This window comes from Shewanella sp. 2_MG-2023, assembly GCF_030548905.1.
GTDB classification, from domain to species: domain Bacteria; phylum Pseudomonadota; class Gammaproteobacteria; order Enterobacterales; family Shewanellaceae; genus Shewanella; species Shewanella electrodiphila.
Map to the genome: position 1 here is coordinate 23,308 of NZ_JAUOSO010000014.1, position 12,539 is coordinate 35,846.

Annotated in this window: 12 protein-coding genes; 5 read left to right on the forward strand and 7 right to left on the reverse strand. The window is 40.7% G+C overall.

Annotated elements, in window-relative coordinates; genetic code table 11:
* Positions 1 to 170 precede the first annotated feature (170 nt).
* On the forward strand, positions 171 to 1,181 hold the full coding sequence (locus Q4600_RS14380) for an isocitrate dehydrogenase (RefSeq protein ID WP_102529062.1): 1,011 nt from the start codon (positions 171 to 173) through the stop codon (positions 1,179 to 1,181).
* A 110-nt stretch (positions 1,182 to 1,291) separates the two neighbouring features.
* Here Q4600_RS14380 and rlmM read toward each other — a convergent pair whose 3' ends face one another.
* The 4 genes from rlmM to Q4600_RS14400 form a co-directional block, all read right to left on the reverse strand.
* Positions 1,292 to 2,386 carry a 23S rRNA (cytidine(2498)-2'-O)-methyltransferase RlmM gene (gene rlmM / locus Q4600_RS14385; protein WP_102529061.1) on the reverse strand — a complete coding sequence of 365 codons (1,095 nt, stop codon included), beginning with the start codon at positions 2,384 to 2,386 and terminating at the stop codon, positions 1,292 to 1,294.
* 231 nt (positions 2,387 to 2,617) lie between these two features.
* Positions 2,618 to 2,998, reverse strand: coding sequence for a DUF423 domain-containing protein (locus Q4600_RS14390; RefSeq protein ID WP_102529060.1), 381 nt, complete (start codon positions 2,996 to 2,998; stop codon positions 2,618 to 2,620).
* Positions 2,999 to 3,036: 38 nt separating this feature from the next.
* Positions 3,037 to 3,771: an alpha/beta family hydrolase gene (locus tag Q4600_RS14395; protein ID WP_303516987.1), complete on the reverse strand. Its 735-nt coding sequence runs from the start codon at positions 3,769 to 3,771 to the stop codon at positions 3,037 to 3,039.
* A gap of 65 nt (positions 3,772 to 3,836) precedes the next feature.
* The gene (locus Q4600_RS14400; protein ID WP_102529058.1) at positions 3,837 to 4,748 is read right to left on the reverse strand and encodes a transcriptional regulator GcvA; all 912 of its coding nucleotides are present in this window, start codon (positions 4,746 to 4,748) and stop codon (positions 3,837 to 3,839) included.
* A gap of 181 nt (positions 4,749 to 4,929) precedes the next feature.
* On the opposite strand from Q4600_RS14400, the gene Q4600_RS14405 reads away from it, so the two are divergent.
* On the forward strand, positions 4,930 to 5,166 hold the full coding sequence (locus tag Q4600_RS14405; RefSeq protein ID WP_102529057.1) for a hypothetical protein: 237 nt from the start codon (positions 4,930 to 4,932) through the stop codon (positions 5,164 to 5,166).
* Positions 5,167 to 5,451: 285 nt separating this feature from the next.
* Here Q4600_RS14405 and thiI read toward each other — a convergent pair whose 3' ends face one another.
* The 3 genes from thiI to pomA form a co-directional block, all read right to left on the reverse strand.
* Positions 5,452 to 6,906: a tRNA uracil 4-sulfurtransferase ThiI gene (gene thiI / locus Q4600_RS14410; protein ID WP_303516986.1), complete on the reverse strand. Its 1,455-nt coding sequence runs from the start codon at positions 6,904 to 6,906 to the stop codon at positions 5,452 to 5,454.
* Between the two features lie 382 nt (positions 6,907 to 7,288).
* Positions 7,289 to 8,224, reverse strand: a complete 936-nt coding sequence (locus tag Q4600_RS14415) for a flagellar motor protein MotB (protein WP_303516985.1) — start codon at positions 8,222 to 8,224, stop codon at positions 7,289 to 7,291.
* A gap of 3 nt (positions 8,225 to 8,227) precedes the next feature.
* Positions 8,228 to 8,995, reverse strand: coding sequence for a flagellar motor protein PomA (gene pomA, locus Q4600_RS14420; RefSeq protein WP_303524412.1), 768 nt, complete (start codon positions 8,993 to 8,995; stop codon positions 8,228 to 8,230).
* Positions 8,996 to 9,411: 416 nt separating this feature from the next.
* Here pomA and xseB point away from each other — a divergent pair, with 416 nt between their 5' ends.
* From xseB to dxs, 3 genes are read left to right on the forward strand one after another with little or no spacing between them, the layout of a single operon-like run.
* Positions 9,412 to 9,648 (forward strand): exodeoxyribonuclease VII small subunit, encoded by a 237-nt coding sequence (gene xseB, locus Q4600_RS14425; RefSeq protein WP_303516984.1) that lies wholly within the window; start codon positions 9,412 to 9,414, stop codon positions 9,646 to 9,648.
* Positions 9,649 to 10,530, forward strand: a complete 882-nt coding sequence (gene ispA / locus Q4600_RS14430) for a (2E,6E)-farnesyl diphosphate synthase (protein WP_303516983.1) — start codon at positions 9,649 to 9,651, stop codon at positions 10,528 to 10,530. It abuts the gene before it with no gap.
* 20 nt (positions 10,531 to 10,550) lie between these two features.
* On the forward strand, positions 10,551 to 12,443 hold the full coding sequence (dxs, locus tag Q4600_RS14435; protein ID WP_303516982.1) for a 1-deoxy-D-xylulose-5-phosphate synthase: 1,893 nt from the start codon (positions 10,551 to 10,553) through the stop codon (positions 12,441 to 12,443).
* The last annotated feature ends 96 nt before the right edge of the window (positions 12,444 to 12,539 follow it).

Here is a 12,539-nt window from a genome sequence, read left to right on the forward strand (position 1 = left end):
GGATTAACTTAAAAAACTTAAAAAATATGTGATTTATCTCACTAAATCCTGTAAAAAAATTTCAAAATTCGTTAAAATGCGCCGCAACAGAACCGTTAGTTAATCGTCCCGTAACAGTGTTATTAACACTGACAGGAAAATGCAGTAACCACTAAGTGGAAGGACTATCCATGCCAAAACGTACTATAACCGTAATCCCAGGTGACGGGATTGGACCAAGCATTATCGATTCCGCTTTAAAGATTCTCGACAAAGCTGGTTGCGACTTTGAATATGAATTTGCAGACGCCGGTTTAGCCGCACTAGAAAAGCAAGGTGAATTAGTACCACAGCGTACCTTAGACCTAATCGAAAAAAACCGTATTACATTGAAAGGACCTTTAACAACACCTGTTGGAGAAGGCTTCACTTCAATTAACGTGAGCTTACGTAAAAAATTCAGCCTATATGCAAACGTACGCCCAGTACTTTCATTTAACGGTACTCAAGCACGTTACGACAACATTGATATCATTACCGTTCGTGAGAACACGGAAGGTATGTACTCAGGTTTAGGTCAAAAAGTATCTGATGACGGCGCAACAGCAGAAGCCACCAGTATCATTACACGCCAAGGCGCTGAGCAAATCACAACATTTGCCTACGAACTAGCACGTAAAGAAAACCGTAAAAAAGTGACTATCGTTCATAAAGCTAACATCATGAAATCAACTTCAGGTTTATTCTTGAAAGTGGCACGTGAAGTAAGTGAACGTTACCCAGATATCGAAACAGAAGAAATGATTGTTGACGCAACTTGTATGAAGTTGGTTATGAATCCAGAAAATTTCGACGTTTTGGTCACCACTAACTTATTCGGCGATATCTTATCTGACTTATGTGCAGGTCTAGTCGGCGGTTTAGGCATGGCACCTGGTGCTAACATCGGTAAAGATGCTGCTATTTTCGAAGCTGTTCATGGTAGCGCACCTGATATCGCGGGTAAAAACTTAGCTAACCCAACGTCTGTAATTCTTGCTTCTATCCAGATGCTTGAATACTTAGGTATGGCTGACAAAGCTGAAATGATCCGCGCAGCAGTATCTGCAGTGATCGAAGAAGGCGACCGTACTACTCGTGATTTAGGCGGTACTCATGGTACTACTGACTTCACCCAAGCTGTTATTGACCGTTTAGGTTAATTTACCTGACAATCAGTCGGTAAATAATAAAAAAGCTTTAACAAAAAGCCCTTAGTGATTCACTAAGGGCTTTTTAATATCTGTTTTTACTCGCTATGCCTGTTTACTACTTAATCGTGAAAGTTCCAGGCTGTATTAGGCTTAACCCATAAATGTACCGTCACTTCATCACGGTCATGATAAAGATGTTTACATTGGATTTTAAAGTCATCAATTTCATTTTCTTTTAAAATCACAGCCATGGTATCAAGAATTTGTTTAACTTCTTTATAGCGACTCTTCATTGGGAGTTTAAGATTAAAGATAGCTTCTTTAAACCAACCATTAATGGCCCAAGCTTCCATTAACTCAGCAACACGTGATGGCTTTTCTACCATGTCACACACTAGCCAATAAATGTTCTTTCTTGGTGGCTCAAAACGAAAACCGTCAGCACGATAATGACGTACTTGTCCTGTATCCATTAGCTTTTGATCCATAGGTCCATTATCAACAGCTGCCACAAACATACCACGGCGAACTAGCTGATAAGTCCAGCCTCCTGGACAAGCGCCTAAATCAACAGAATGCAGGCCTGAACGACAACGTTGCTCTTGCTCTTCCTTTGTTAAGAAATGCCCAAAAGCTTCATCCAACTTTAAGCTTGAACGACTTGGCGCATCTGCAGCCATTTTGAGGCGTGGAATCCCCATAAAATGAGGCGAGCTGTTGTTCGTTAATGAGTAACCCACATAAGCCTGACCTGGCGCCACAAAGCAAACATGAATAATCGGTCTTCTGTCATTTTCTTGAGCAAGTAATGAACCTGACTTTTTTAGCCCCTGGCGCAATGGCACTGTGAACTTACGACAGAATCCAGATAATTCTTTAGCTTCATTGGTATCAGGCGTTTCGACTCTTAATTCACCTGCTTTAGTGACACCTGACAATGCCGCCACAACGGGTGAAACACGGTCAGTTTCAGGCAAGCCCTTTAATAAGTCATTAGCTGCAAACATTTGTCTGGCAAAGACTAACGAATTCAGTTCGATTTTCTTGGCTAGCTGTTCACCACCATCTTCTTCAAAGCATTGGTAAATAACATAGGCATCGTTGGTATTGGTTTTAACAAAACCACCAATATTCAAGTCAGCTGCTCGCTGTTGAATTTCTGCAGCACAATCTTTTTCATAACCTGCACGGCAGAACAAAAATAGGTTTTTCATGGTGAACCTTAAGCTTCAAAACGAGACTCAAGATTGAGTGTCGTTAGTCAGTACAATTAAAAATACAATATTGAGCTGCATTATACGCAACTTTACAGACACTGTGTGAATTGAAGATATAAAAAGCGAAAACAACAAAGCCGCAAAAAGTTGCCTTTGTGCGGCTCTGTAGCAATATTAATCATCAAACATCAAACGATATTAAGCTGACGCTATTAATCCAAAGTGATTCTAAACTTTATCTTCATGCTTAAAGATAGCAAGCGCAAACAGTAACCAACCTAATAACATACAAAGGCCGCCCATTGGCGTTATCGGGCCAATCCATTTAGCCCCTGTGAATGCATAAACATATAGCGAGCCAGAGAACAGTAATATCCCAACAAAGAATAGGCCTGCTGCCCAATTAAGTAATTTTGAAGATATCCAATGCCCAGCAAAAGCGACCGCAATAATCGCAAAGGTATGGTAGAAATGATAATCCACTCCCAGCTTAAAAATAGCCACAAGTTCAGGAGGAGCAATATTTTTAAGTCCATGAGCGCCAAATGCGCCTAAACCAACCGCAAGAAAACCACTCAATGCAGCTAATAGTAACAAGCCTTTTTTCATTTCATTGCCTTTAAAAATTCAACTATCATCAAAAATTATTAAACGTGTAAATCGATAAACTGCTTACATTGCTCAATACAATCTTGCAGATTAGCCTCTAAAGTGGCACCTGACGACTTTCTTGGCATAAAACTATGATCGCCATCAGTAATCCAGCCTAACTTAATGGCATCGCTTAGCGGCCAAAGTGGAATTTCTGTTTTGCCACCAAACTTATCACGCTCTCCCTGTAACACCATCACAGGCACTGAGGCATCATTTATCGGTGATAAACGGGGCTCTCCCCCTTTTAGCGGCACAAATGGATAACCTAAACACATTACTGCCTTGATTCGCTTTTTTACTTGCTCAAACTCAGGGTGTATTTCAACTTTGGCGATATCACTTAATTCAGGCGTTGTAATAATCGCTGACATTCTTCCCCCCATGGATTTCCCCATGAGGATAATATTTTCCGTAATTAAGTTGCCCTGTTTGATTTGATGTTCAATATCAACAAGCACTTGTTGATAGTAATTAAGTAACTTAGGCGCTCTATCGGGTGGTCTACGCTTACCGTCTTGCATGTTGGCTTGCATATATAAGAAGTTAAACCGTAAAACTTGCACGCCAGTTTGTGCAAGATCGTTTGCCACTTGCTCCATAAAATCGGAATGCATATTAGCGCCGGCGCCGTGGGCAAAAACCACCAAAGTTTTACTGGGCTTGCCCAATAAAATCGTTTCAATGTCTATTTCAGGCACTGGTGTTAGTCTATTTTCAAGTTTTGTCATTATTCGGGCTTATCAGTAATCATGTAGACATAATATTAGGCGAAGCAAATTGCACCTCACCGAGCTTAACCAGCAAGTAACTCACTACGTGATTCTTCGGCAAACATGTCAACCATCCACTCTCTAAACGCGGCAACTTTACCAAGTTCGGAATGATTTTGCTGACAAACCAAGTAGTAAGCATCTTTGCTCACTAATACTTCTGAGAAAGGACACACTAATCGCCCCGCCTTAATATCAGGTCGAGCAAGCACGCTATAACCTAATGCCACACCTTGTCCATGAGCTGCTGCTTGTAAAACCAATGACGAATGACTGAATATCGGCCCCGAGTTAACATTAATTTCACTAATCCCGCATTGTCTAAACCAAGCTTGCCAATCATGGCGACTTGAGTCATGCAATAAGGTGTGATTTTTTAAATCACTGGGTTTCTCTAATGGTTTAGGGCCATTGAGTAACAAGGGTGAACAAACTGGAATAAGCACTTCATTGCGTAACTTATCAGCGCGAAGTCCTGGCCAATTGCCTTGACCATAATAGATAGCAACATCGACGTCATCAGTTAATGAATCAGCTTCACTGTCTACGGCTTTAATCCGTACATCAATGTCTGGATTTTTTTCACTGAACTTTGCTAATCGAGGCACAAGCCATTGAATTGCAAAGCTTGGAGACATACTAACCGTTAATGAACCTATCGCACTTCTTGCTAAAAGGCGGTCCGTAGATTCCCCAAGTTGGATAAAGATATCTTTGATATCGAGAAAATAACTCTGGCCTTCTTCCGTTAATAATAACGAGCGGTTTTTACGGCGAAATAGTTTTAAACCTAAAAAATCTTCTAATGCTTTAATTTGATGACTCACCGCCGCTTGAGTCACAAAAAGTTCTTCTGCCGCACGAGTAAAACTCAAGTGTCTGGCAGCTGCTTCGAAAGCTTTGACCGCGTTCAAAGGTGGCAATCTTCTCGACATAGTGATCAATCTCTCGTTTTTTAATTAGTTTTTCTAATGATTATCGTTATTTTTTGTCGTTTGTAAAGAACACTGTATTCGTTTAAATTATAACCATTGAAATTTAGTGAGTTGGACAATCTCAATATGGAAAAGAGGGAGTGTCCGACAGTATGATTTGTCAGCCCGGAGGCGACCCTTTATGTTTAACTTAAAAAACCTAGCAACTGTAACTTTACTTTCTACTTTCGCTTTTGCAGCTAACGCTACAGATTCAACAATTGATATCAGCGACCTGCAAGCGTCAATGAACGCTGAATTTGAGCAAAGTATGACAGAAATGCAGAACAACGTTGATGTCGATGTTAAAAGCTCATTAGTTGCTGAGAAAGAAGATCAAACAACAGTGACCACAGCAGAAGTTCGCATTGCTGAATAATCTACTGTAAAAACAGATTCAAAAAAACCGCATTAGCCAAATTAATGGTGATGCGGTTTTTTTATGGCCATTTTTTATAGAAAACCACAATATGGGTTCAACTTAAAGTAGCTAACGGCAAACCTTGAGAATAGAAGATAAAAAAATAGCTAGCGGAATACACCACTAGCTATTATTTAATAAGTTTTAAACCGTTATTACTGCAATTTCAAGCCTCAACAATATCAAACCTCAGTAATATCAACGCGCCACAATATCTGTATCGCTTACCAAGATGCGTACTGCTTATGGGCGGTACACTTTCACGTTGCTATAACCTTGCTCTGTTAAGTAAAGCGCTTGCAGTTTACTCATTACACCGCGGTCACAATATAAAAGGTAAGTTTTCTCTTTATCTAAATCAGCAAACTGAGTCGCTAACTTAAAGAAAGGAATTTTTAAAATTTCAGTACCTTCGATACTCAGCGGGTTTTGCTCTTCTTCGTCTTGAGCACGGATATCAATAACAATATCACCATTATAAATTGCTTCAACGGTTTCTGTTTCACTGACCGTAGTCTCTACTTTTTCAGCGATTTGCTTAATATCGATAACCACGGCATCATTTACGACGCGATCAATTAAGTCTTCAGTAAATTTAAGCTCTTCCGCTTCAATCTTAGCTAGCACTGCTTTAACTGTTGGCTTTTGCGAAATAACGCCACAATATTCAGGTATTGCCTTAGCAAAATCTTCGGTACCAATTTTGCGGCTTTCGTTAATAATGTCTTGCTTATCCATTGTAATAAGCGGGCGCAAGATTAACAGATCAGTACAACGGTCAATTACGTTAAGATTAGTGAGAGTTTGGCTAGATACTTGACCTAAACTTTCGCCAGTCACTAATGCTTGGATACCATACTTGTCAGCAATTTTAGTTGCGGCGCGCATCATGACACGCTTTAAGATAACCCCCATTTGACCGTTATCGATTCTTTCTAAAATTTCTTCAACAACAGGTTCAAAAGGCACAGTGATAAAACGGACTTTGTGAGACTCACCGTATTTCTGCCATAGATGATAAGCAACCTGCTTCACACCGATTTCGTGTTGAGCGCCGCCCAAGTTAAAGAAGCAGTAATGGGTACGTGCACCTTTCTTAATAAATTGGTAGCTAGAAACACCTGAATCAAAACCACCAGAGATAAGTGATAACACGTCTTCTTGAGTGGCCATTGGGAATCCACCCAAACCTTCAATACGACGAACAACCATATACAGTTTCTCGTGATCAATTTCTAAATTGACTGTCATATCAGGATTTTTAAGCTTAACGCCTGCGGCTTCGGTGTGCTGATTTAATCCACCACCCACATAACGCTCAACCTCAATCGAATTAAAGTCATGCTTACCAGTACGTTTAACACGAACACAGAACGTTTTACCTGCCAACTCGTCTTTATAAACAGGTAGCACTTGCTGATAAATATCATCAATAGAATCGAAGCTGTATTCATCTACTTGAATAACATGGGCAATACCAGGAATACACTCTAGACGTGCAGAAATTGCATCAACTCTGGCTTGTTCATCGCTAGCTACGTGGATCATAATGCGATCCCATTGGCGCTGTACTCTTACGTCTTCATCAACTTTTTTAAGTACATTGCGAATGTTAGTTTCAAGGATTTTAGTAAAACGCATTCTAACGGTTTTACTTTTCATCATGATTTCTGGGTATAGCTTTACGATAAACTTCATTGGATTTCCGCGGGCATCTGATTCGGTATAAGCCTTATTAAGCAGTAATATTATCTCGCCAAAAAGACGCTTATGGCATTCATATTAGTGACTAAAAAGGCATAAAAAACGATGACTGGACAGTGACCAGCCATTTAAGGGCGGGATTATAGCAAAAATTGACTATTAACCAAACACATTAAATAGCAATACCTAGACGAGAGCGCATTTGGGTTTATAAACTAGAAAACATCAAAAAAGCCGCGTTAATAAAAGTGAATCACAATTATTAAAACGGCCTTTTATAGTCTGCGTAAAACTCGTTTAAAATCATTTAAATCAACAAAAACGAACTCGAAAAACATCCGATTGTAAACTGATAAAATTGATTAATCCGCGCCCTTTATTGCTGCGGGATAGCTTCAATTTCTCTCGACTCTTTTGCTTTACCTTGCTCAATAGAAATTTCAACTCGGCGATTTCTACTGCGATTTTGATTAGAGTCATTGGGGACTAGTGGCGAGTTTGATGCCATGCCAACCACTCTCATTCTCGCCTCATCAAAACCATTCACTTTAGCAAGTTCGTGAGCCACTGCAACTGCACGCTTACTCGATAAATCCCAGTTAGAACTATAAAGCTCATTACTGATATGCATGCCATCGGTATGTCCTGAGACAGTAATGATCCCCGGAACATCTTTGAGCAAGTCACCAATAGAGCGGACAACAGGTTTAAATCGCGGCTGTAAGAAACCAGAGCCTGAGGCAAATGAACCTTTCTCTCGAATTCGAATTATGATTTGTTGACCTAATGATTCGATTTCAATTGCACCATCAACAATCTCTTCGTTGAGTTTCTCGGCCATCTTTTTAACTTGATCGTTAATGTTTTCTTGCTCTGATGATGACTGAGATTCTTGTGCTTGAGCTTGCTGTTGTGCTGTAGCAGCTGCATTACCGCCTCTGTTTTCACCTTGTTGTTTTTGCACACCGCCCGCACTGGCATCATCACCCGCTTGATACTCAATGGTTTGTTGGGTCATTTCATTGGTTTGCTGATTAATAATTTCAATCGGTGTCGGATCAGGTTTACCAGGTCGAAACTCCAATGCGATGACTGACGTTCCTTTAGGAATATCTTTTACTTCCACTTTATTTTGTACGCCAAATGCGTACTTCATCGAGCCAGCGATTTGTTTGAACTTCATCACATCCATTTCAGAGAATGCTAGCAGTAGAACGAAGAAACACATCAACAACGACATCAGGTCAGCAAATGTCGCTAACCACAATGGCGCTCCAGGCGGTGGACAATCACACTTGGCCTTCTTAGCCATGAGTTATTCTCCGTCCGTTGTATCAATTTGACGTGATTTTTCAGATAAGTAGTTTTTAAGAAAACCTTCGATTACACGCGGGTTTTGGCCATCTTGAATCGCTAATACGGCATCCATAATCAAATTACGGTTGAGCAATTCTTCACTCATTCTTAATTGAAGTTTGTCGGCAATCGGGATCGCAATCATGTTCGCAATTATCGCGCCATAAAGCGTTGTTAACAAAGCAACGGCCATTGATGGACCAATCGATTTAGGATCATCCATATTAGATAACATGGCAACCAGGCCAATCAAGGTACCGATCATCCCCATTGCTGGCGCTACATCACCTAGAGACTTAAATATACCAACACCGGTTTTATGACGTTCTTCAGTAAGTGCAATATCTTTTTCTAAGGCTTCACGAACCACATCGCCATCATGGCCATCGACCAACATATCAACGGCTTTCTGCATAAAGCTATTAGTGATTTGAGCCTCTTCTAATGCCAAAAATCCACCTTTACGGGCAGCATCAGCCATATTAACCGATTGTTCGATTAAATCTTCTGGCTTATCAATTTTAAACATAAAAGCTTTAGCGCCAATTTTAACAGCACCCAGAAATTGCTTTAAATTGTACTTCATCATTACAACGAACAATGAACCAATAAACACAATCATCACTGATGGCACATCAACAAATATTGAAATACCGCCACTGCTGACCATAAACCCAATAATAAAAGCAAAGGCTCCGATTAAACCTATTAGGGTTGCTAAATCCACAATGTCTCCTTGATTGCAGTCTTATAATGCTGCCTACTGATTAAAACCGTAAAATGGTTAACCGTCTTATCGATATTAATGTAACACCCTGAGTGTCAGTGATAATAGTTCAATTACTAAAAAAACACTCGATAGCCAGCATTCTTTAAAAAAATAGCCAGTGGTGTAAAAAAATCAATCAATTCCACGGTATAAAAAGCATTTTCAATATAACTTATGAATAATACTTGTCGATGAAGGAAACTGGCATTCGTTATAGTTATCGGTCAAACTTAGCCCAAGTTTAGAGTTATTTTACTCATTGTATAATTTTTCAGTCACAAAGCGTGCTATTGAGCAAATAAACTACGACTCAATTTGACCCTTAGCTCGCCCTGATATACTTTGTTCTGCGCACAACATAAGGAAACATTATTGTGGCAAAAAAACCTGAGAATCTTAGTTTTGAAGAGTCCTTATCGGAGCTTGAAAACATTGTTGCAGATCTTGAGCAAGGTGAAGTCACATTAGACAGTGCCCTCAAACAATTTGAGCGTGGAATAAAGTTGGTTCGCCAAAGCCAATCCAAGCTTGAACAAGCACAACAGAAAGTATCCATCTTATTAAATGAAGATGATACTAACCTGAGCCCATTTACCGTTGAAGGCGAATAAGTGTTAGCCCAAGCAATTGAAAAGTATCAACAACGCGTCGATAACGTTCTGAGAAATAAACTTGCAGAACTCGACGATAGTGCCCCTGAATTAAAAGCAGCGATGAGCCATGGGGCTTTATTAGGCGGCAAGCGAATTCGCCCTTTTATGGTTTACAGCATTGGCGAAATGTTAGGCGCAGATTTAGCTTTACTAGATAATGCAGCTGCAGCCATCGAATGTATCCATGCTTACTCATTAATTCATGATGACTTACCAGCGATGGATGATGATGCCCTTCGCCGAGGCAAACCCACTGTTCATATCGCTTTTGATGAAGCCACAGCTATTCTTGCTGGTGATGCATTACAAACATTGGCTTTTGAGCTGATATGCCAGCCAAATGACAACATATCGGCGCAGCAACAATTAGCAATGGTCACCGCGTTAGCAAAAGCATCAGGTTATAGTGGTATGTGTGGCGGTCAAGCAATTGATCTCAGCTCAACAGACAAACGTATCAACCTTGAACAGTTAACCCAATTACATAATAAAAAAACCGGTGCGCTGATCAGTTGTGCTGCAGAGTTGGCTTTAATTGCTGCTAATGCAAGTCAAAAAGAACAACAGATTATTAGAGAGTTCGCCGCTAATATCGGCTTAGCTTTTCAAGTACAAGATGACATTTTAGACATCACATCTAGCACAGAAGAGTTAGGTAAGCCCCAAGGCAGTGATGAAGAAGCGAACAAGAGTACTTTTCCTCGCTTGCTTGGACTGCAAGGTGCAAATGAATGTGCCGAGCAACTAATTAACGATGCACTATCAGCGCTGGCAAATTTAACCTACAATAGCCAGTTAATTGCAGACTTCGCCCGCTATATCATTGCGCGAAGATTATAAAAGAGACAGTTTATCTCCTTATGAGTTTCGATAATTCTCAATTTCCGGTATTGGCACAAGCTAATACGCCTGAAGATTTAAAAAAGCTGCCTCAAGGCATGCTGCCACAACTGTCTGATGAGCTAAGACAATTCTTGCTAAAATCAGTCAGCAACTCGAGTGGCCATTTTGCTTCAGGCTTGGGTACTGTTGAATTAACAGTAGCGCTTCACTATGTCTACAACACGCCATTTGATCGCGTGGTTTGGGATGTAGGACATCAAGCTTACCCACATAAAATCTTAACGGGTCGTCGAGACCAGATGCACACTATTCGTCAAAAAAATGGATTGCATCCTTTCCCTTGGCGCGAAGAAAGTGAATATGACACATTCAGTGTTGGTCACTCTGGCACTTCTGTCAGTGCGGCATTAGCCATGGCTGTTGCTGCTGAAAAAGAGCAGAAAGATCGTAAAGTCGTTGCTGTTATCGGTGACGGTGCAATGACTGGCGGCATGGTATTTGAAGCCATGAACCACGCAGGTGACTTACACAATGACATGTTAGTTGTGTTAAATGACAACGAGATGTCAATCTCTGAAAACGTCGGTGCCTTAAACAACCATTTAGCCCAATTGATGTCAGGCCGTTTTTACACCACCATTCGTGAAGGTAGTAAAAAAGTGCTTAAGGGCATGCCTGTCATCAAAGAAATGGCAAAGCGCACTGAAGAACACCTAAAAGGCATGGTTGTACCAGGGACTTTATTTGAAGAGCTTGGCTTCAACTATATTGGCCCAATTGACGGTCACGATGTTGATTCTTTAGTTGAAACCTTACGCAATATGCGTGATCTTAAAGGACCACAAATATTACATATCATGACCAAGAAAGGTCGTGGTTATGAGCCAGCAGAGAAAGATCCTATTGGCTGGCACGCAGTACCCAAATTTGACCACACTCAGTTTAGAAAACCTAAAGCGAAACCTAGCTCACCGACCTTCTCACAAGTGTTTGGTAAGTGGCTTTGTGACGTAGCTAAGGAAGATGAAAAGCTGTTAGCCATTACACCTGCCATGCGTGAAGGTTCAGGAATGGTTGAGTTTTCTCAAAAATTCCCTAAACAATACTTTGATGCCGCGATTGCTGAGCAACATGCTGTTACCTTAGGTGCGGGTTTTGCTTGTGAAGGCTTTAATGCTGTGGTGGCCATTTATTCTACCTTCTTGCAACGTGGTTATGACCAAATCATTCATGATGTGGCCTTACAACGTTTACCGGTATTATTCGCCATTGACCGTGGCGGTATCGTTGGCGCTGATGGCCCAACCCACCAAGGCGCATTTGATTTAAGTTTCTTACGCTGCGTACCTAACATGGTGATAATGGCACCGTCTGATGAAGATGAATGTCGTCAGATGCTATATACAGGTTATCGTTATAAAGCAGGTCCTACAGCTGTTCGTTATCCTCGCGGTAGTGCCACAGGTATCGAGCAAACTGAAGTGATGACTGAAATACCCATCGGTAAAGGTGTCATTAAACGACAAGGCGCTGATATTCAAAGCACAAGCAAGAAAAGCAGTATTGCCATTGTGAACTTCGGAACCACTTTAGCTGCTGGTCTTGAAGCTGCAGAAGCCTTAGATGCTACCGTTGCAGATATGCGCTTTGTTAAGCCTCTAGATGAAGCACTACTGGCTGAACTTGCCAATAGTCATGATATTATCGTCACGCTTGAAGAAAACGCCATTATGGGCGGTGCAGGTAGTGGTGTGATTGAAGCATTACAGAAAATGAAAATCATTAAGCCTGTGCTGCAAATCGGCCTGCCAGATGAGTTCATCAAACATGGTGCCCCTGATGAAATTATTCAAGAATTAAAGCTTGATGGCGCTGGCGTGCTAGAGCAGATTAAGCAATATATTGGCTAAGCTTCAATATTATTAGCAAAACACAAAAAAAGGACTGCCATTGCAGTCCTTTTTTATACTTGAGGTTTGATTAATATCTATTAACCACCTTCAATT